This is a genomic window from Streptomyces sp. NPDC104226, from assembly GCF_055584085.1.
Map to the genome: position 1 here is coordinate 332,853 of NZ_JBVJMS010000009.1, position 19,653 is coordinate 352,505.

At 73.4% G+C, this 19,653-nt stretch carries 16 protein-coding genes; 13 read left to right on the forward strand and 3 right to left on the reverse strand.

The features are described 5' to 3' along the window. Position 1: 1 nt before the first annotated feature. The gene (locus ACZ60J_RS27900; RefSeq protein ID WP_469685966.1) at positions 2-1,654 is read right to left on the reverse strand and encodes an AMP-binding protein; all 1,653 of its coding nucleotides are present in this window, start codon (positions 1,652-1,654) and stop codon (positions 2-4) included. Positions 1,655-1,816: 162 nt separating this feature from the next. Between ACZ60J_RS27900 and ACZ60J_RS27905 the strand changes: the two genes are divergently transcribed. The 3 genes from ACZ60J_RS27905 (at position 1,817) to ACZ60J_RS27915 (ending at position 3,981) form a co-directional block, all read left to right on the forward strand. Continuing rightward, positions 1,817-3,043, forward strand: coding sequence for an acyl-CoA dehydrogenase family protein (locus ACZ60J_RS27905; protein WP_469685967.1), 1,227 nt, complete (start codon positions 1,817-1,819; stop codon positions 3,041-3,043). Further along, positions 3,040-3,438, forward strand: a complete 399-nt coding sequence (locus ACZ60J_RS27910; protein ID WP_469685968.1) for a RidA family protein — start codon at positions 3,040-3,042, stop codon at positions 3,436-3,438. Before ACZ60J_RS27905 ends, ACZ60J_RS27910 begins: the two co-directional genes overlap by 4 nt. 210 nt (positions 3,439-3,648) lie before the next feature. Continuing rightward, complete coding sequence (locus tag ACZ60J_RS27915) at positions 3,649-3,981, forward strand: hypothetical protein (RefSeq protein ID WP_469685969.1); 333 nt, start codon at positions 3,649-3,651, stop codon at positions 3,979-3,981. A gap of 51 nt (positions 3,982-4,032) precedes the next feature. On the opposite strand, the gene ACZ60J_RS27920 is transcribed toward ACZ60J_RS27915, so the two are convergent. Next, positions 4,033-5,424: an aminopeptidase P family protein gene (locus ACZ60J_RS27920; RefSeq protein ID WP_469685970.1), complete on the reverse strand. Its 1,392-nt coding sequence runs from the start codon at positions 5,422-5,424 to the stop codon at positions 4,033-4,035. A 180-nt stretch (positions 5,425-5,604) separates the two neighbouring features. On the opposite strand from ACZ60J_RS27920, the gene ACZ60J_RS27925 reads away from it, so the two are divergent. The 9 genes from ACZ60J_RS27925 (at position 5,605) to ACZ60J_RS27965 (ending at position 16,264) form a co-directional block, all read left to right on the forward strand. Continuing rightward, the gene (locus ACZ60J_RS27925; RefSeq protein WP_469685971.1) at positions 5,605-8,034 is read left to right on the forward strand and encodes a collagenase; all 2,430 of its coding nucleotides are present in this window, start codon (positions 5,605-5,607) and stop codon (positions 8,032-8,034) included. A 70-nt stretch (positions 8,035-8,104) separates the two neighbouring features. After that, the gene (locus tag ACZ60J_RS27930; RefSeq protein ID WP_469685972.1) at positions 8,105-9,250 is read left to right on the forward strand and encodes an NAD(P)/FAD-dependent oxidoreductase; all 1,146 of its coding nucleotides are present in this window, start codon (positions 8,105-8,107) and stop codon (positions 9,248-9,250) included. Positions 9,251-9,685: 435 nt separating this feature from the next. Next, on the forward strand, positions 9,686-10,021 hold the full coding sequence (locus ACZ60J_RS27935; protein WP_469685973.1) for a (2Fe-2S)-binding protein: 336 nt from the start codon (positions 9,686-9,688) through the stop codon (positions 10,019-10,021). Beyond that, positions 10,002-11,414 carry an FAD/NAD(P)-dependent oxidoreductase gene (locus ACZ60J_RS27940; RefSeq protein ID WP_469685975.1) on the forward strand — a complete coding sequence of 471 codons (1,413 nt, stop codon included), beginning with the start codon at positions 10,002-10,004 and terminating at the stop codon, positions 11,412-11,414. The genes ACZ60J_RS27935 and ACZ60J_RS27940 overlap by 20 nt, the downstream gene beginning before the upstream one ends. A 112-nt stretch (positions 11,415-11,526) precedes the next feature. Continuing rightward, positions 11,527-12,456: a dihydrodipicolinate synthase family protein gene (locus ACZ60J_RS27945; RefSeq protein WP_469685976.1), complete on the forward strand. Its 930-nt coding sequence runs from the start codon at positions 11,527-11,529 to the stop codon at positions 12,454-12,456. A gap of 34 nt (positions 12,457-12,490) precedes the next feature. Next, on the forward strand, positions 12,491-13,495 hold the full coding sequence (locus tag ACZ60J_RS27950) for a proline racemase family protein (protein WP_469685978.1): 1,005 nt from the start codon (positions 12,491-12,493) through the stop codon (positions 13,493-13,495). Continuing rightward, complete coding sequence (locus ACZ60J_RS27955; RefSeq protein WP_469685979.1) at positions 13,492-14,523, forward strand: proline racemase family protein; 1,032 nt, start codon at positions 13,492-13,494, stop codon at positions 14,521-14,523. The genes ACZ60J_RS27950 and ACZ60J_RS27955 overlap by 4 nt, the downstream gene beginning before the upstream one ends. Before the next feature lie 23 nt (positions 14,524-14,546). After that, a complete protein-coding gene (locus tag ACZ60J_RS27960) occupies positions 14,547-15,479 on the forward strand; it encodes an ornithine cyclodeaminase family protein (protein ID WP_469686180.1) in 933 nt (310 codons plus the stop codon). Positions 15,480-15,553: 74 nt separating this feature from the next. Further along, complete coding sequence (locus tag ACZ60J_RS27965) at positions 15,554-16,264, forward strand: GntR family transcriptional regulator (RefSeq protein WP_469685981.1); 711 nt, start codon at positions 15,554-15,556, stop codon at positions 16,262-16,264. Here ACZ60J_RS27965 and ACZ60J_RS27970 read toward each other — a convergent pair. Next, positions 16,261-17,751: a hypothetical protein gene (locus ACZ60J_RS27970; protein WP_469685983.1), complete on the reverse strand. Its 1,491-nt coding sequence runs from the start codon at positions 17,749-17,751 to the stop codon at positions 16,261-16,263. The genes ACZ60J_RS27965 and ACZ60J_RS27970 overlap by 4 nt on opposite strands. A gap of 152 nt (positions 17,752-17,903) precedes the next feature. On the opposite strand from ACZ60J_RS27970, the gene ACZ60J_RS27975 reads away from it, so the two are divergent. Further along, positions 17,904-19,649, forward strand: a complete 1,746-nt coding sequence (locus ACZ60J_RS27975) for an ABC transporter substrate-binding protein (protein ID WP_469685985.1) — start codon at positions 17,904-17,906, stop codon at positions 19,647-19,649. Positions 19,650-19,653 lie beyond the last annotated feature (4 nt).

Here is a 19,653-nt window from a genome sequence, read left to right on the forward strand (position 1 = left end):
TTCACTGTAATTCGTGGATCTGACCGGGGCCGTCCTGGTCGCGCAGCCGGAAGCGCTGCAGCTTGCCCGTCGCCGTCCGGGGCAGCGCGGGCAGGAAGACGAAGGTGCGCGGGCATTTGTGCGGGGCGAGCTCGCTGCGCATGAAGGTGCGCAGGGCGTCCTCGGTGAGGACCGCGCCCTCCCGGGGGACCGCGTAGGCGACCACGATCTGCCCGCGCCGCTCGTCGGGGCGGCCGACCACGGCCGCCTCCAGCACGTCCGGGTGGCGCAGCAGGGCCTCCTCGACCTCGGGGCCCGCGATGTTGTACCCCGCCGAGATGATCATGTCGTCGGCCCGGGCCACGTAGCGGAAGTAGCCCTCCGCGTCGCGGACGTAGGTGTCACCCGTGAGGTTCCAGCCGTCCCGTACGTACTCGCCCTGCCGCGGGTCCGCCAGGTAGCGGCAGCCCACCGGCCCCCGTACGGCCAGCAGCCCGGGCACCTCGTCCGCGACCGGCATCCCCGCCCGGTCCACCACCCGGGCCTCCCAGCCCGGCACCACGCGGCCCGTCGTACCGGGCCTGATGTCCTCGTCGGCCGCCGAGATGAAGATGTGCAGCAGCTCGGTGGCGCCGATCCCGTTGATGATCCGCAGGCCCGTGCGCTCGTACCAGGCCTGCCAGGTGGCGGCCGGCAGGTTCTCGCCCGCCGAGACGCAGCGGCGCAGCGCGGAGAGGTCGTAGGCGCCCGTGTCGTACGGGCCCAGCGTGTCCAGCATCGACCGGTACGCGGTGGGCGCGGTGAACAGCACCGACACCCGGTGCTCGGCCAGCGCGGGCAGCAGCCGGCGCGGGGAGCCGTCCGGGAGCAGCAGCGTCGAGGCGCCCGCACGCAGCGGGAATACCACCAGTCCGCCGAGGCCGAAGGTGAAGCCGAGCGGCGGACTGCCCGCGAAGACGTCCTCGGGGCGGGGGCGCAGCACCTCCCGGGAGAAGGTGTCGGCCACTGCGAGGAGATCGCGGTGGAAGTGCATACAGCCCTTGGGGCGCCCGGTGGTGCCCGAGGTGAACGCGATCAGCGCCACGTCGTCGGCGGAGGTGTCCACCGCGGGGTAGGGCGCTGCGTGGCGCTCGGCCTCGGCCAGGCGCAGCAGGTCGTCCGGTTCCGCGCCGCCGTACGTGGTGACGCGCAGGCCCGGGACCCCCGCCTTCACCAGGTCGTCCACCACGTCCGCATGGCACAGGGCGTGGCCGACCCGGGCCATCGAGCACACCGTGGCCAGCTCCTGCGCACGCTGCTGGGCGAGGACCGTCACGGCCACCGCGCCCGCCTTCATCACCGCCAGCCAGCACGCCGCGAGCCAGGGGCCGGTCGGGCCGCGCAGGAGCACGCGGTTGCCGGGGACCACGCCGAGGTCGGTGGTGAGCACGTGCGCGAGCCGGTCCACGCGGGCGTGCAGCTCCCCGTACGTCCACACCGTGCCGTCCGCGCCGCGGAAGGCGGGGCGGCCCGGGCCCTGCCGGGCGATGGTGGCGTCGAGCAACTCCACACCGCAGTTGAGCCGGTCGGGGTAGGCCAGGGCGGGGAGTTCGAAGAGGAGCTGCGGCCAGGCGTGCGCGGGCGGCAGGTGGTCGCGCGCGAAGGTGTCTCGGTGAGCGGAAGGCTTGAGCTCCAAGGCGGGTTCGCCCCCTTGCGACGGCCCGCGCCCCGGGTGGGGGCCGGACCCTGCGTATGGACTGTGGACCGAAGTGGAAGAGCCGGGCCGTGCGAACGCACCACGAGCGTATCGTCATGGTGACGGGAGTCAACAGGACGCGATAGAGGCTGGGGCATACGGATGACCCGATTCACGGGATTCGCGCTCGGGACGGACCAGGAGGACTGGTGCGCGCGGCTGCGCGCACTGGCGGCTGAGCGGCTGCGGCCGCTGGCGGAGAAGGGGGAGCCGGGCCGGGTCAACCGGCCGCTGCTGGCCGCACTGGGAGAAGAGGGGCTGCTGGGACGGGTGTTCACCTCGGGCGCACTGGACCTGTGCCTGCTGCGCGAATCCCTCGCCTACGGCTGCACGGAGGCGGAGACGGCCCTCGCCCTCCAGGGACTGGGCGCGTACCCGGTGCTGCGCTCGGGCAGCGACGCGCAGCGCGAACGATGGCTGCCCGGCGTACGGGCCGGGCGCACGGTGGCGGCCTTCGCGCTGAGCGAGCCGGGGGCCGGATCGGACGCCGGGGCGCTGGCGCTCGAAGCGGTGGCGGAGAGCGGGGGCGGCGGCGGGAGCTCCGGCCGGAGCGGCGGGGGCTGGCGGCTCAGCGGGGAGAAGTGCTGGATCTCCAACGCGCCCGAGGCGGACTTCTACACCGTCTTCGCCCGCACCGGCGAAGGCCCGGGGGCCAAGGGGGTCAGCGCCTTCCTGGTCCCGGCCGACCGGCCCGGGCTCTCGGGGCAGCCCCTCGACATGCTCTCCCCGCACCCCATCGGCGCGCTCGCCTTCGACGGGGTCCCGGTGGGCCCGGCCGACCTGCTGGGGGAGCCGGGCCGGGGCTTCCGGGTGGCCATGGACACCCTGAACCTCTTCCGCCCCAGCGTGGGCGCCTTCGCCGTCGGCATGGCCAGGGCCGCCCTGGACGCGACGGTGGCGCACACGGCCGCCCGTACCGCCTTCGGCGGGGTGCTGGGCGACCTGCAGGCCGTGGCGCACCGGGTGGCCGAGATGGCCACCCGGACCGAGGCGGCCCGGCTCCTCGTCTACGCGGCGGCGCAGGCCTACGACGCCGACGCCCGCTCCCCGCAGGTGCCGAGGCGGGCGGCCATGGCGAAGCTGCTGGCCACCGAGACGGCCCAGTACGTCGTCGACCACGCGGTACAGCTGCACGGGGCGGCCGCCCTGCGCCGGGGCCACCTGCTGGAACACCTGTACCGGGAGGTGCGGGCACCGAGGATCTACGAGGGGGCGAGCGAGGTGCAGCGCACGATCATCGCCAAGGAGCTCTACCGGGAAGCGCGGGAGATGCAGGAAGAACGGGAGATGCGGGAGGCGCAGGAGGCGCAGGAGGTGGGGGAGGCGTGAGCCTGGAGCGGATCAACCCGGGGGAGCTGTCGCCGGCGAAGGGCTTCTCGCACGCCGTCGTCGCGAGCGGGGGCCGGCTGGTGTTCCTGGCCGGGCAGACGGCGCTCGACGGCGCGGGGAAGGTGGTGGGCGGGACGCTGCCGCAGCAGTTCGAGCAGGCGCTGGCGAACCTGCTGGCCGCACTGGCGGGGGCGGGCGGCGCACCGGCCGATCTGGCCAGGGTCACCGTCTACGCCGTGGACGTGGCCGACTACCGGGACTGCGCCCCCGAACTGGGCCGCATCTGGCGGCGGTTGGCGGGCCGGGACTATCCGGCGATGGCCGTCGTGGGCGTGGTCCGGCTGTGGGACCGGGAGGCGCTCGTCGAGCTGGACGGGCTGGCGGTGCTCCCGTAGGTCTTTTCGCTGGTGAGCGCGGGTACGGCGGGGGCGCCGGGCGGGTGGCTTTGACAGTGGGCAGGGGAGGGGGGAGGGTGGAAATGCCTCAAAACGGAGAAATCCGGAGTAATCCGGCAATTCACCCTTCACTCTCGGAGGTGTATGGCCATGCGCCGTGGCTTCATTGCGGCAGCCGTGACAGGGGCCGCCGGGATCACGCTCGGCCTGATGCCCGCCAGCAGTGCATTCGCCTCGAGTCTTCCGCAGACCTACCGGTGTTCCGACTGGCGCGGCAGTGAATGGCGCGGGGACGACTGGTGGCGCTACTGCTGCGACACCTCGCGCTCGGACCGCCCCAGTTGGTGCTGGGACAACGACAGCTGGAACAACGACAACTGGAACAACAACTGGCACAACAGCAACTGGAGCAACGACAACTGGAACGACCACGGCAACTGGAACGACAACGACAGCTGGAACCACGACAACGGGAACAACTGGCGCGACGGCGGCTGGAACAACGGCGGCCACGACGGCGGCTACCGCAACTGGAACGACTGACTGACCGCCCGGTCCCCGGCGTACCGGGGACCGGGGCGGGCGTACGGGGGTCTACCTGCTGCCGTCCTCCAGCAGGTTCCCCATCCATTCCTCGATGCCCGCCACCGTGCGCGGCAGGGCGCCCGACATCAGCCGGGCGCCCTCGGCCGTGATCACCAGGTCGTCCTCGATGCGGACGCCGATGCCGCGCAGCTCCGGCGGGAGGGTCTCGTCGTCGGGCTGGAGGTAGAGCCCCGGCTCCACGGTGAGGACCTGGCCCTCTTCCAGGACCCCGTCCAGGTACGTGTCCGCGCGCGCCTGCGCGCAGTCGTGCACGTCGAGCCCGAGCATGTGCCCGCTGCTGCACAGGGTGTAGCGCCGGTGCAGGTCGCCCTCGGCGTGCTTGAGCACCCCCCACTCCGCGAGCCCCTCCGCGATCACCCGCATTCCGGCCCGGTGGAAGTCGCGGAAGCTCGCGCCCGGCCGCAGCGCCGCCATGCCCGCGTCCTGGGCGGCCAGGACCAGTTCGTAGACCTGGCGCTGGACGGGGGAGAACCGGCCCGACAGCGGCAGGGTGCGGGTGACGTCCGCCGTGTAGAGACCGTCGGTCTCCACGCCCGCGTCGAGCAGGAGCAGGTCGCTCGCGTTCAGCCGGCCGTCGTTGCGGATCCAGTGCAGCACGCAGGCGTGCGCGCCCGACGCGGCGATCGTCTCGTAGCCGGTGCCGTTGCCCTCGGCCCGGGCGCGGCGGTTGAAGACCCCCTCGATCCAGCGCTCGCCGCGCGGGTGGGCCAGGGCGCGCGGGAGGTCCCGTACGACGTCCTCGAACCCGGCGGTCGTGTGGTCGACGGCGAGCTGCAGCTCCGCCACCTCCCAGGCGTCCTTGACCAGGCGCAGTTCGGAGAGGGTGGTGGCGAGCTCCGGGTCCGCGGCCGCGTTGCGTCCCGTGGGGGAGCCCAGTGCGTCCAGGTGGGCGCAGCGGATGCCGGAGAGCCGCTCGGCCTCCGCGAGGTCGGGGCGGCGGCCGACCCAGAACTCCCCGTAGCGGCGGTCGCGGTAGAACTCCTCGTTGCCGCCGCTGCGCTGTGAGCGCGGGCGCAGGTAGAGGACGGCCTCGTGGCCGTGCGGGCCGGCCGGCTCCAGGACCAGGACGTGGCCGACCTGGTCCTCGCCGGTGAGTCCGGTCAGCCAGGCGTACGCGCTGTGCGGGCGGAAGCGGTAGTCGCAGTCGTGGCTGCGGACCTTCAGCTCGCCCGCGGGGATGATCAGCCGCTCGCCGGGGAAGCGGGCGGAGAGTCGTGCGCGGCGGGCGGGGGTGACGGCGTACGCGGGGACGCGCGCGGCGTCCGGCAGGGGGGAGGCCGCCCAGTCCGACGCCATGAAGCGGGACAACTCGGCTGATACGGGCAGGTCGTGGCTGCCGATGTTGAGCCCGGTGGTGGGGCGGGAGGGGGTGTCGGTCACGGGGGCTCCCTCAGGAAGATCCGAACTGATGGGCGCACAGGTCTTGTCAGTGCAATTTCACATTACTATGTTACAGCTCACATCGCGCCGTGTCAGTTCCCTTAATCCCCGCCAAACGCCGCGTGAAGCAGGGCAGTTCCGCACCTTCCCCTCACCGCCCCCCTCAGCCAGGAGTCCTTGGTGTCCCAGCACAGAGTCGTGCGCACGTCCCTCCTCTCCGCCGCCGTCACGGTCACCCTCCTCGTCACCGCCGGCCAGGCCGTGACCCAGGCCGCCGAGACCGGTACCCGCGCCGGCGCGGCGGGTCCCTCCGCGCCCGGCACCTTCACCGGGGGCGCCGGCGCTGCGGGAGCCCAGGCCGCGCCGAACCCGTTCGACGAGGTCGAGCACCTCGCCGACGCGCAGCAGGCCGCCCCCGCGCCCGCACCGGCCCCCGGCGGCGGCCAGGTCCCCGGCGGTCAGATCCCGGACGGCCGGGCCATCGCCGAGGGCAAGGTGCCCGGCGCCGTCACCGCGCCCGCCGCCGTGACCGCCACGAAGAGCGGCAGGCTCGCGGCCGCAGCCGCCCAGGGCACCGCCGCGGGCGTCCCCTGCACCCTCGACGGGATCACCGGGCTCACCCCGGAGCAGTTCGCCGACTTCCTCGCCGACCCGGCCGTGACCGCCGCCAAGGGCGGCTGCCTCTCGGGCCTCATCTGGACCTGGGACGCCCGGCTGGCCCCCGTGATGTCGGACGCCCACGTGCAGGCCGTCTCCCGCCGGATATCCGGCCTGGCCGCCGCCCACGACGGCCTGAACTCCTCCCACCTGGAGGAGATGTTCACCTACCTGCACGCCGTGGCCTACCACGACCACTCCCGCACCGAGATCGACGTCACCGACGCCCCGACCGTCGACGCGATGCGCCAGGCCATCGCCGCCTTCGCGGGCGCCGCCCGCACCTTCGACGTCACCGGCTCCAACGCCCGCACCCTGCGCGAGGCCCTCTACGCCGGCAGCGCGCCCGGCCTGCGCCACCACCAACTCGGCCTGATCCGAAGCGTCCTGGCCACCATGGACCCGTCGCACACCGCGACGCACCTGGACACCGCCTGGGCGGGTGCCGCCCTCGCCGCCCTCTCCGTCAACTACCTCGGCGTGTACAACAACGACACCGCGTTCCACGCGGCGGCCGCCGCCGACGCCCCGTACCGGGCCGCCTTCAAGAGCTTCGCCACGTACGCCCACCTCAAGGGCACGGCGAACGCCTGGGTGGCGCGCGACGCCATCGCCGAGTTCGGCCGCTTCGGCCAGATCGCGGGCCTGAAGGACGCGACCATCGCCGACCTCGGCGCGCTCCTCGCCCCGGTCAGGGCCGCCTTCGGCGACGGCAGCGAGCCGTGGGCGAAGGCCGTGTCCTGGCTCAACTTCTACCAGGCGTGCAAGCCGTACGGGGTGTGCAAGGAGGACATCGAGCGGGAGCTCTTCCCGAACACCTTCACCTACGACGGCGGCGCCATCAAGGTCCGCACCGCCCTCGACCGGGCCACCGTCGACCAGCTCTACTACGCGAGCAAGCAGGTCAAGACCCAGTACCACCGGGTGCTGGGCACCGACCAGCCGATCGCCGGGGACGTCAACGCCACCCTGAACATCGTGCTCTACGCCTCCCGCGCGGACTACGTGAACTACCACCCGGTCCTCACCGGCTACGGCACCGACAACGGCGGCATCTACATCGAGAACGGCGCCACCTTCTACACCTATCAGCGCCGCGTCCCGCAGGACTCCCAGCTCACCCTGGAAGAGCTCTTCCGCCACGAGTACACGCACTACCTCAACGGCCGCTTCGCCGTCCCCGGCACCTTCGGCCAGGGCGCCTGGTACGCGGGCGACCGTACGACCGCCATGGACGAGGGCACCGCCGAGTTCTTCGACGGCGCGACCCGCGACAACGGCATCGCCGTGAGGAAGTCCCTGATCAAGAGCATCATCGCCGACACGGCCGGCGGCGGCCCGCGCATGTCCGTGGACCAGCTCCTGCACGCCACGTACGCCAACGACGGCTTCCGCTTCTACGGGTACTCGGGCGCCTTCTTCGAGTTCCTGTGGAACGAGCGGCCCTCGGAGCTGCGGGCGATGTACGGCCACCTGCGCGCCGACGACCCGGCGGGCTTCGACGCCTGGCGCAACAGGATGGGCCGCGACGCGGCCGTCCAGACCGGCTACGACCGGTTCCTGGACGCCCAGATCGCCAAGGTCGACCAGCTGTTCGTGCCGAACACCGTCTTCACCCCGAACGCGCAGCTGCGCGACGCGGCGCTCGCGGACGTGAAGTCCACCTTCGCGACGGCCACGTACAACACGCCCGACTGCGTGGAGAACGGCGAGCCGGGCAAGCGCCGGTTCACCTGTACCGGCAGGATCACGGCGAACCTGAAGGACTGGCGCAGCGAGGACCAGAACTTCAAGGACATGTCCGAGACGGTCGACTACTTCATCCTCGACCGGGCGGGCGCGGCCTCGAACAACCTGGCGGACATGAACTGCTCCTTCGGTGCGCTGGACGTCTGGAGCAATCGTGTGGCGGGAACGTCGAGCTACAGCTGCGAGGGTCCGCTGCGCGGCTGACCTCGCACGGCCGCGTTTCGGTCCTGTTTCAGCCCTGTCCCCCCTCAGAGATATGTGACATATTACTGTCGTGGCCAAGAGACACCCCCTGGACCTCGTGATCATCGGCGCAGGCGTCGTCGGAGCCGCGTGCGCGTACTACGCGGCGCGGGCCGGACTCCGCGTGGCCGTCGTCGACCGCGGCCCGGTCGCCGGCGGCACGACCGGCGCCGGTGAAGGCAACCTGCTCGTCTCCGACAAGGAGGCGGGCCCCGAGCTGGACCTCGCGCTGCTCTCGGCGCGGCTCTGGCGGGAACTCGCGCTCGAACTCCCCGGGGAGATCGAGTACGAGGCCAAGGGCGGACTGGTCGTCGCCGCCGACGAGGCCACCGTGAAGGCCCTGCGGGGCTTCGCGGACGGCCAGCGCGCGGTCGGGGTCGACGCGGTCGAGGTGGGACCGGGGGAGCTGCGCGAACTGGAGCCCCACCTGGCCCCGGACCTGGCGGGCGGATTCCACTACCCGCAGGACGCCCAGGTCCAGCCGGCCCAGGCGGCGGCGCAGCTGCTGGCTGCGGCGCGGGGTGTGGAGGTGCACCTCGGGGAGGAGGTCACGGAGCTGGTGCGGGGGCCGGCGGGCGAGATCCGCGGAGTCCGTACGCCTCGCCGGGACCTCCTCGCCCCGGCCGTGCTCAACGCGGCCGGCACCTGGGGCGGGGCGGTGGCCGAGCTGGCCGGGGTCGGCCTTCCGGTGCTGCCCAGGCGGGGGTTCGTCCTGGTGACGGAGCCGCTGCCGAGGGTGGTGCGGCACAAGGTCTATGCCGCGGACTACATCGCGGACGTCGCGAGCGGGTCGGCGGCGCTGCAGTCCTCCGCGGTGGTGGAGGGGACTCCGGCGGGGCCGGTGCTGATCGGTGCCACCCGGGAGCGGGTCGGGTTCGACCGCTCGCTGTCGACGGAGGCGTTGCGGCGGCTGGCGGTGCAGGCTGCGGAGCTCTTTCCGGTGCTGGCGGACGTGCGGGTGCTGCGGACCTACCACGGGTTCCGGCCCTATCTGCCGGACCATCTCCCGGCGATCGGGCCGGACCCGCGGGTCCCGGGGCTGTTCCACGCGTGCGGCCACGAGGGCGCGGGCATCGGGCTCGCCCCGGCGACGGGGGCTCTGATCGCGGCGGCCCTGACGTCGGGGGAGGCCGGGGTGGACCCCGGGCCCTTTGCGCCGGGGCGGTTCGCCGGGTGAGGGGGCTGCGGGTGGGGGTCGGTGCCGGGGGCGGGGTGGGGTGTCGTCCGGGACTGCATGATTTGGGCGCCCTGACCCCGACATTCGACAGCCGGGCCCTACCTCGCGCCACAAATCACGCTCTACGTCCCGGACAACACCCCACCCCGCCCCGGCACGCCATCACTGACCCCGGCCGGGGTGTGTCTTCTCAGCCGTCCGGCGTTTGAGGACCGGGGTCTGGGGCGGAGCCCCAGGGGGTCCGGGCGCAGCCCGGGACCCCTCCTAGCCCCGCCGGCGTTTGAGGCGCGGGTCCGGGCCGGCCCGGGGAACGGTGGAAGGGTGGGTAGGGGAGCTCCGCCCCGCGCAGCGGCAACCGTCGCGGCGGGGAGGGTGCGGGCAGCCGTGGTGCGGGACACGCGCCGTGTCAGAGCGATCGAGGAGAGGACGGAAGTGATGGGCGAGGCGAACAGGGGGCGGCGAAGGTCGCCCCGCGACCTGGTGGGCGGAGCCCCCGCGGAGACGTGGAGCCTGCGCTTCGACGACCGCGAACTCCCGGCCCAGTCCGGGCAGAGCATCGCCGCCGTCCTCTGGTCCGCCGGCATCCTCGCCTGGCGCACCACCCGCACGACCGCCGCCCCCCGCGGAGCGTTCTGCGGGATCGGCAGCTGCTACGACTGCCTCGTCACCGTCAACGGCCGCCCGAACCAGCGCGCGTGCCTCGTGCCCGCCCGCCCGGGCGACCACGTCACCACCCAGGAAGGGACCGGCCATGACGACCTCGCCGTCTGACGTCCCGGTGAGGGACCTCGCCGTCGTCGGCGCCGGCCCCGCCGGCCTCGCCGCCGCGGTCGCGGCCGCCGGCCTCGGACTGAGCGTCGCGCTGCTGGACGCGGGGGAGCAGCCCGGCGGGCAGTACTTCCGCCACCCCGCGCCCGGCCTCGGCGCGGCCCGCCCCGAGGCCCTGCACCACGGTTGGTCCGCCTTCGCCTCGCGCGAAGCCGCCCTGCGGGCCCACACGTCGGCGGGCCGGGTCGCGTACCTTCCCCGGCACCACGTCTGGACGGTGACCCCGGATCCCGGCGAGGCCCCCGCCTGGACCCTGCACGCCGTCGCCGGCCCCGACGAGGCCCCGGCGACCGTCCGGGCCCGTACCGTCCTGCTGGCCACGGGCGCCTACGAGCGCCAGCTCCCCTTCCCGGGCTGGACCCTGCCCGGGGTCGTCGGGGCGGGCGGGGCGCAGGCCATGCTCAAGGCCGGGCTCGTGCTGCCGGGGAGCCGGGTCGTGGTGGCCGGGAGCGGGCCGCTGCTGCTCGCCGTGGCCGGCTCGCTCGCCGCCGCCGGAGCCCGGGTGCCCGCCGTCGTGGAGGCCGCCGCGTACACCGGGTACGCCGCCCACGCCCCCGCACTGCTCCGCAACCCCGGCAAGCTCGCCGAAGGCGCCACGTACGGCGGGGCCCTGCTCCGCCACGGGGTCCGTCTCCTCACCCGGCACGCCGTCACCGAGGCCCACGGCACCGACCGGGTCGAGGCCGTCACGGTGGCCCGCCTCGACCGCGACTGGCGGCCGGTCCCCGGCACCGCCCGCCGCATCCCCTGCGACGCGGTGGCCGTCGGTCACGGGCTCGTGCCGCAGCTGGAGCTGGCCACCGGTCTCGGCTGCGCCACCCGCCCGAGCCCGGACGCCACGGTCGCCCTGGAACTGGACGCCGGGCAGCGCACCTCCGTCGCCGGGATCTGGTCCGCCGGGGAGACCGGCGGCATCGGCGGCGCCCAACTGGCTCTGGTCGAAGGTGAGATCGCCGCCCACTCGGTGGCGGGCCGGCCGGTTCCGGCGCGCCTGGTCCGGACCCGTACGAGGCTGCGCGCCTTCGCCGCCGCGATGGCCGGGGCGCACCGGCCGGGCTCCGGCTGGACCGGCTGGCTGCGCGAGGACACCGACGTGTGCCGCTGCGAGGAGGTTCCGGCGGGCCGGATCCGGGAGGCCGTCGAAGAGCTGGGCGCGCGGGACGCCCGTACGGTCAAACTCCTCACCCGGGCCGGGATGGGCTGGTGCCAGGGCCGGATGTGCGGGCCGGCCGTCGCCGTCCTCGCGGGGAGCGACCCGGCCCCGGACCGCAGGCCGCTGTCCTGCCCGGTCCCGCTCCGCCACCTCGCCGCACTCCCCGCCGAACCGCCTGGCTGAGGCGCTTTCGGGCGAACTTCCCTGTCGGGACTGCCGACAGGGCGGCCGCACCTCTTGTGGCCATGTCATACCCACTAGTAAAATGTCACACATCACCCTAGGGAGCATCCTCATGACCCACGCGCACACCCCCGCGCCCGCCGGTACGGACACCCGCACCCGCCCCTGGCACGGCATCATGGTCGCCACCACCCTGCCCCTGCGGGAGGACCTGAGCGTCGACCACGACGCCTACGCCGAACACGTGGCCTGGCTGATCGCCAACGGCTGCGACGGCGTCGTCCCCAACGGCTCCCTCGGCGAGTACCAGACCCTCACCGACGAGGAGCGCGCCCGCGTCGTCCGTACCGCCGTAGAGGCCGCCGGCGACGGGGCCCGCGTCATGCCCGGAGTCGCCGCCTACGGCAGCGCCGAGTCCCGCCGCTGGGCCGAGCAGGCCGCCGAGGCCGGCGCCGGCTCCGTGCTCCTGCTGCCGCCGAACGCCTTCCGGGCCGACGCGGACGCCGTACGCGCCCACTACGCCGAGGTCGCCCGCGCAGGCGTGCCCGTGGTCGCGTACAACAACCCCATCGACACCAAGGTCGACCTCGTCCCGTCCCTGCTCGCCCGGCTGCACGCCGACGGCTCCATCGTCGCCGTCAAGGAGTTCAGCGGGGACGTGCGGCGGGCCTACGAGATCGCCGAACTGGCCCCCGGACTCGACCTGCTGATCGGCGCCGACGACGTACTGCTCGAACTGGCCCTGGCCGGTGCGGTCGGTTGGATCGCCGGGTACCCCAACGCGCTCCCGCAGGCCTGCGCCACCCTCTACCGCGCCGCCGTGGCAGGGGACCTCGACACCGCCCTGCCGCTCTACAAGTCCCTGCACTCCCTGCTGCGCTGGGACTCCAAGACCGAGTTCGTCCAGGCCATCAAGCTCTCCATGGACCTGGCCGGCCGCCCCGGCGGCCCCACCCGCCCGCCCCGCTTCCCGCTCACCGGGGAGATCGAGGCCGGCGTCCGCGCCGCCACCGAGAAGGCGCTCGCCGAGGGCCTCAGCTAGTTTTCTCCGACGTCCGAAGTCCGAGGGGGACTTGATGCGCACCCGTCACATCTACCACGCGGTGGACTCGCACACCGAGGGCATGCCCACCCGGGTGATCACCGGGGGAGTCGGAGTGATCCCCGGCGCCACCATGGCCGACAAGCGGCTCCACTTCATCGAGCACCTGGACCACCTGCGGACCCTGCTCATGTACGAGCCGCGCGGCCACTCCGCGATGAGCGGCGCCATCCTGCAGCCCCCCACCCGCCCCGACGCCGACTTCGGCGTCCTCTACATCGAGGTGTCGGGCCTGCTCCCCATGTGCGGGCACGGCACCATCGGGGTCGCCACCGTCCTGGTCGAGACGGGCATGGTGCCCGTCGTCGAGCCGGTCACCACCGTCCGGCTCGACACCCCGGCCGGACTGGTCAGCGTCGCCGTCCGGGTCGAGGACGGGGCGGCCACCGCCGCCACCTTCACCAACGTCCCGGCGTTCTGCGTCGGCCTCGACCTCAAGGCCGAGGTCCCCGGATACGGCACGGTCACCTACGACCTCGCCTACGGAGGCAACTTCTACGCCTTCGTCGAACTCGACTCCCTCGGGCTCCCCTTCGACCGGGAGCGCGGGGACGACCTGCTCGCCGCCGGACTGGCCGTCATGGAGGCGGTCAACGCCTCCGAGGACCGGCCCGTCCACCCCGAGAACCCCTCCATCGCCGGGCTCAAGCACGTCTACCTCGCAGCCCCCGGCTCCGACGCCCGCCGCTCCCGGCACGCGATGGCCATCCACCCCGGCTGGTTCGACCGCTCGCCGTGCGGTACGGGAACCAGCGCGCGCATGGCGCAGCTGCACGCCCGCGGACTCCTGCCCCTGGACACGGACTTCGTCAACGAGTCCTTCATCGGCACCGAGTTCACCGGCCGCCTCGTCGGCGAGACCACGGTGGGCGGCCGCCCGGCCTTCGTGCCCACCGTCACGGGACGGGCCTGGATCACCGGCACCGCCCAGTACTTCCTCGACCCGTCCGACCCGTTCCCCGGAGGGTTCCTGCTGTGACCGTCGTACGCACCGTGGACTACCACACCGCCGGCGAGCCCTTCCGGATCGTCGACCTCACCTCCGGGGGAGCGCTGCCCGTGCCCGGGGACACCGTCGCCGAGCGCTGCGCCACCGCCATCGGACCGGGGGGATCGGGCACGGCCCCGCGGCGCGGCCCGCTGGACGACGTACGCCGGCTCCTCGTGCAGGAGCCGCGCGGGCACGCCGGGATGTACGGGGGCTTCGTGGTCCCGCCCGACGACGACGGGGCCCACTTCGGGGTGCTGTTCTGGCACAAGGACGGCTACTCCACCGCCTGCGGGCACGGCACCATGGCCCTCGGGGCCTGGGCCGTGGACACCGGCCGGGTCGCCGCCCCGGACGACGGGGACGTCCAGGTGCGGATCGACGTGCCCTCGGGGCGGGTCGCCGCGACCGTGCACCGTGCGGGGGGCCGCACCACCGGGGTCACCTTCCGCAACGTCCCGGCCCGTGCCAGCGCCCGCAAGGTGCCCGTCGCCACCACCCTCGGCATGGCCGAGGTGGACATCGCGCACGCCGGGGCCTGCTACGCCTCCCTGCCCGCCCGGGACCTCGGCCTGGACGTGACCCCGGCCTCCCTGCCCGCGCTCGTCCGGGCCGGGAAGGAGATCCGCGCCGCCCTCGCCACCCACCCCGGGACCTGGCACCCGGACGGGCCGCTGCTCTCCGGGGTGTACGGGGTGACCCTGTACGAGGAGCTCCCCGACACCCCCTTCGGGCCGCACCAGCGCAACGTCACCGTCTTCGCCGACGGGCAGACCGACCGCTCGCCCTGCGGCTCAGGCACCTCGGCTCGGCTCGCGCTGCTGGTCGAGGACGGGCGGCTGGGGGAGGGGGACGACCTGCTGCACGAGTCGGTCGTGGGCACGGTGTTCACCGGCCGCGTCGCAGCACGGGTGGCGGAGGGCGTGGTCACCGAGGTCACCGGTACGGCCTACCGCACCGGCGAACACCTCTTCAGCGTCGACCCGCAGGACGCGCTCGGCGCCGGGTTCCAGCTGTGATCCCCCAGCTGTCGGGTGCGGCGATGGCCGGGCTGCTCGGCCCGGCCGCCGCCGCGGACGCGCTGGCCGGCGTACTGCGGGCCGGGCTGGACCCGGAGACCTGCCCGCCGCGCAGCGCCCTGCCCGTGCCGGGAGGCGGGGAGCTGCTGCTCATGCCGGCCGCCACCGGGGCCTACGCCGGCGTGAAGATCGCCGGGGTGGCCCCGGGGAACCCGGCGCTCGGACTGCCCCGGATCACGGGCTCCTACCTCCTCCTGGACGGGCCCACTCTGCGCCCCCTGGCGCTGCTCGACGGGGCGGCGCTGACCGCCCTGCGCACCCCGGCGGTCTCGGCGCTCGCGCTGCGCCACCTGGCCCCGGCCGGGCGGCCGCTGCGGCTGCTGCTCTTCGGCTCGGGACCGCAGGCGTACGGGCACCTCGACGCGGTGCACGCGATGCGGCAGCTGGCGGAGGTGGTGGTCGTGGCCCGTGCGGGGTCCGCGGCCGGCGCCGCCGGTGCGCAGAAGCTGGCGGCGCACGCGCGGGGGCTGGGCGTGCCCGCCCGGACGGGGGCGGCGGAGGAGGTGGCCGACGCCGACCTGGTGATCTGCTGCACCACCTCCCGCGAACCCCTCTTCGACGGGCGGCTGATCGCGCCGGGGGCCACCGTGGTCGCCGTCGGCTCGCACGAGCCGGACGCCCGCGAGGTGGACACGGCGCTGGTCCGGCGGGCGGCCGTGTACGTGGAGTCGCGTGCGGCGGCTCTGCGCGAGGCGGGGGACCTGCTGGTGCCGGAGGCGGAAGGGGCGATCGGCGCCGGTCACATCAGCGGCACCCTGGCCGACCTGGTCGCGGGCCGGATGCCGGGTCCGGGGGCGGCGAGTTGTCCACAGCTCTTCAAGAGCGTGGGCATGGCCTGGGAAGATCTCGCTGTGGCGGTCGCCCTGTTCGAGGCCGCCGGGAGTGGCGTCCGCTGAGGAGCAAGCGCAACGTGACATTGTACGCTGTTCCTCCGCACGCCGGTCGTGTGAGCGGTCTCGGAGGAAATGCAATGGGTGACCTGAAGCAGCACAGTCTCATCAAGGCTCAGGAACGGCTCCGCGACCAGGTAGGCCACGCCCTGCGGGCAGCCCTGATAGCGGGTGAACTGCGCCCGGGGAGCGTCTACTCCGCCCCCGGTCTCGCAGCCGAGCTCGGCGTCTCGGCCACCCCGGTCCGCGAGGCCATGCTCGACCTGGCCCGCGAGGGCCTGGTGGAGCCGGTCCGCAACAAGGGCTTCCGCATCACGGAGGTCAGCGAGCGCGACCTGGACCAGTACACCGAGCTGCGCACGATGATCGAGGTCCCGACCATCGGCAGGATCACGAAGATCGCCACGCCCGAGGCCCTGGAGGCCCTGCGCCCCATCGCGCAGGAGATCGTCACCAGCGCGCGCGAGCACAACCTCATCGGCTACCTGGAGGCCGACCGCCGCTTCCACCTCACCCTGCTCGGCCTCTCGGGCAACGACCGCCTGGTGGAAACCGTCGGCGACCTGCGCAAGCGCTCCCGGCTCTACGGCCTGACGGGCCTGGACGAGGCCGGCAAGCTGGTCTCCTCCGCCGAGGAGCACATCGAGCTCCTCGACCTGATGCTCAGCGGCGACGCCGAGGCGGCGGAAGCCTGCATGACCCGCCACCTGGGACACGTCCGCTCCCTCTGGGCCCAGGGCCGCGACGAGCCGGTGGGCCGCCCCAAGGGCCGCCTGGGCTCGGGCCTCTAGGCCGGAGCCCAGGCGGACGCTGACGGCCCGCACGGCGGTCGTGCACGCCCGGCGGCGTCGCGGCCCGCCAGGTCGAGCACCGCGCGCATGGCCTCCACGGGCAGGTTGGGGGAGGTGGCGGCGAACATGGCGACGGACTCCGAGCCGTCGCCGAGCAGGCGCGTCAGCGTGCCCGGGGCCGTCCGGGAGTCCTCGGTGACGGCCCGCCGTACGGTGTGGTCCCCGTCCGCCGCCAGCTGTTCCAGCAGCGCGGCGGGCAACTCCGGGTCGCGCAGCGCCAGTACGCGCATCCGGGCTTCGGGGTCGGTGGCGAACCGGCGGAGCGCCTCGGCCGGAAACGCGTAATAGTCCGCGGGCCGGTCGATGAACTTCGACCGACCGTGGCGCCGTTCGATGGACTCGGCGGTCGCGAGGCCCGCGTCGGGCGTCCGGGCCAGCGCGATCATGCGGATCGTCGGGTCCTCGTCGTCGAGCATCCGGCTCACCAGCTCCGCCGGCAGTCGATCACTGCGGGCCGCCGCGCGCCGCAGGCCCAGGTAGGGGGAAGCGGCGTACGGAACGGGGTCGGCCGTGACCCAGGCGCAGGAATTCAGGTCCAAGAGGGTGAGGGCCATCTCGCAGAAGACGTCGTCCTCTTCCGCGTTCTCCCAGTCCTCCTCTGCCCGGCGGGCTCCGGCGGTCAGCCACGCGTGGATCTCGTCCCGGAGCTCCGGCGGGGTGTCCGCGCGGAGGAAGACCCTGCCCCGAACGTCAGGGCTCGCGTCCCGGGCCAGTACGTCCCGTACCCGCGAAGGCAGCAGCGGGTGGGCGGCGAGCTCCGCCCTCACCTCCTCGTCCGGGTCGGTGGCCAGGACCGCGGCCGTGTCCGCATCCAGGTCGAGGAAGCGTACGACGGGCCTGCGCGTGGCCGGATCGGCCAGCAGGGCGGCGTGCAGGTCGAGGGGCGGGCGGTGCCTGCAAGCAGCCGCCCGCACCTGGGGGTCGGCATCCGTGAGCAGCTTCCGAAGGACGTCTCCGGTCGGCTCCGTCCCGCCCTCGGCGAGTGCCCGCCGCACCCGGGCGTCGGGGTCGCCCGCCAGGGCGGCCAGCGAGCCGGCCGACAGATCGGCGCGACCCGCGAGGGCGATGCGTACGTCCGCTGCGGGGTCGGCGGCGAACAGGGCGTGCCGTCCGGCGGCAACAGGCTCGACGTTCGCCCGCGCGGCCCGCACCCGCGGGTCCGCGTCGGCGGCGAGCCGCTCGGCGACTGTCGGGGGCAGCGACTCGGCGTGCGCGAGGGCCTCGGCCTCGCCGCGCGCCATGAACTCCTCGCACAGGGCCGCGCCCGGGGTGACCCCCCGCCGCGCCGACAGGCGCAGCGGGGCCGAACCGTACGGCAGGAGGCGTACGGCGAGTTCGTCGGGGAGGGCGGTGTTGCGGCCCAATCCCTGCAGCACCTCGGAGAGGTGGACGAGCCCGGGTATCCCGGGAGGCCCTGTCAGATCCATGGCGGCAGCATAGAAGGGCGGCTCAACGCCGCGGCTTCCGGCCGCATTTGGACACGGCTGGATAACGACGGCCTCAACCCCTTGTCAGTACAATTTCACATTACTATGTTACCGGTCACATCCTAGAGCGCGGCCCTTCACTGGAGTGACCCATGACCAAGCGCACCCAACTCGCCCTCGCCACCGCCCTGGTGGCCGCACTCGCACTCGGCGCCTCGGGCTGCTCCGACCCCAAGAAGGGCTCCGCCGGCGGCGGCGGTGCTTCCAACCCCGCCTCCGCCAACGACGGGAAGATCCTCGGCGGCGCACCCGTCAAGGGCGGCACCCTCACCGTCCTGTCCAACCAGGACTTCGCCCACCTCGACCCCGCCCGCAACTGGGTCATGCCGACCATGGACTTCGGCACCCGCCTCCTCTACCGCACCCTGGTCACCTTCAAGGCGGAGCCGGGCAAGGGCGGCAGCGAGCTCGTCCCCGACCTCGCCACCGACCTGGGCACCCCCTCCAACGGGGGCAAGACGTGGACCTTCACCCTGAAGGAGGGCGTCAAGTACGAGGACGGATCGCCCATCAAGGCCCAGGACATCAAGTACAACGTCGAGCGCTCCATGGCCCCCGACCTCACCGGCGGCCCCGACTACGCGGCCCAGTACCTGGCCGGTGCCGAGGGCTACAAGGGACCGCTCCAGGGCAAGCACCTCGACTCCGTGAAGACCCCCGACGACCGCACGATCGTCTTCGAACTAAAGCGTCCCGTCGCCGAGTTCTCCGCGACCGCGACCCTCCCCACCTTCGCCCCGGTCCCCGAGTCGCAGGAGAAGGGCACGCAGTACGACGCCCGCCCGTTCTCCTCCGGCCCGTACAAGATCGAGTCGTACGACCGTGACAAGAAGCTCGTCCTGGTCCGCAACGAGCACTGGGACGCCAAGACCGACACCGTCCGCAAGGCCTACCCCGACAAGTTCGTGGTCGTCATGGGCCTCAAGGGCGGTCAGATCGACGACCGGATCATCGCCGGGGAGGGCGCCGACGCCTCCTCCGTCCAATGGGCCAACATGCGGCCGGAGAGCGCCCCCAAGGTGCTGCCCAAGCCGGAGGTCAAGTCGCGGCTGCTCGCCGAGTCCCAGGGCTGCACCACGATGCTCCAGATGAACAACTCCCGCGCCCCCTTCGACGACCCGAAGGTGCGCGAGGCCATGCAGTACGCCGTCGACAAGGAGGCCGTCGTCACCGCGGGCGGCGGGCCCGCCCTCAACGAGGTCGCCACCGCCTACCTGCCCGCGGCCCTCTCCGGCGGCAAGCAGGCCGACACCCTGAAGATCGCTCCGTCCGGCGACCCCGCCAAGGCCAAGGAACTCCTCAAGGCCGCGGGCAAGGAGACCCTGAAGGTCTCCCTCGCCGTCTCCACCGGCGACAAGGGCAAGGCCGAGGCCGTCCAGCAGGGCCTGGCCCGCGCCGGCGTCGAGGTGGTCATCGACACCGTCGACCCGGGTGCCTACTACGACGTCATCGGCGACACCACCACCGCCCCCGACCTCGTCCTGTCCGGCTGGTGCCCCGACTACCCCTCCGGGTCCACCTTCCTGCCCTTCGTCTTCGACGGCCGCACCATCAAGGTCAAGGGCAACTCGGGCAACTACTCGCAGTTCAAGGACGACGCGACGATGAAGCGCATCGACGAGATCAACGCGATGGCCGACGCCAAGGAGGCCAACCAGGCCTGGATCGACCTCGACGCCGAGATCATGAAGAAGTCCCCGGCCGTCCCCGTCCTGCTGGAGCGCAAGCCGCTGCTCGTCGGCACCAACATCGCCGGCGCCTTCGGCCACCCCGTCTGGGTGGGCCAGCTCGACTACGCCACCATCGGCCTCAAGGACCCCTCGAAGAGCCAGGGCTGAGGAA

Excerpts from the sequence above, each read along its gene's own strand:
- ACZ60J_RS27905 (WP_469685967.1), top strand. The coding sequence starts at position 1,817 with ATGACCCGATTCACGGGATTCGCGCTCGGGACGGACCAGGAGGACTGG.
- ACZ60J_RS27915 (WP_469685969.1), top strand. The coding sequence starts at position 3,649 with ATGCCCGCCAGCAGTGCATTCGCCTCGAGTCTTCCGCAGACCTACCGG.
- ACZ60J_RS27935 (WP_469685973.1), top strand. The coding sequence starts at position 9,686 with ATGGGCGAGGCGAACAGGGGGCGGCGAAGGTCGCCCCGCGACCTGGTG.
- ACZ60J_RS27940 (WP_469685975.1), top strand. The coding sequence starts at position 10,002 with ATGACGACCTCGCCGTCTGACGTCCCGGTGAGGGACCTCGCCGTCGTC.
- ACZ60J_RS27945 (WP_469685976.1), top strand. The coding sequence starts at position 11,527 with ATGACCCACGCGCACACCCCCGCGCCCGCCGGTACGGACACCCGCACC.
- ACZ60J_RS27950 (WP_469685978.1), top strand. The coding sequence starts at position 12,491 with ATGCGCACCCGTCACATCTACCACGCGGTGGACTCGCACACCGAGGGC.
- ACZ60J_RS27960 (WP_469686180.1), top strand. The coding sequence starts at position 14,547 with ATGGCCGGGCTGCTCGGCCCGGCCGCCGCCGCGGACGCGCTGGCCGGC.
- ACZ60J_RS27965 (WP_469685981.1), top strand. The coding sequence starts at position 15,554 with ATGGGTGACCTGAAGCAGCACAGTCTCATCAAGGCTCAGGAACGGCTC.
- ACZ60J_RS27970 (WP_469685983.1), bottom strand. The coding sequence starts at position 17,751 with ATGGATCTGACAGGGCCTCCCGGGATACCCGGGCTCGTCCACCTCTCC.
- ACZ60J_RS27975 (WP_469685985.1), top strand. The coding sequence starts at position 17,904 with ATGACCAAGCGCACCCAACTCGCCCTCGCCACCGCCCTGGTGGCCGCA.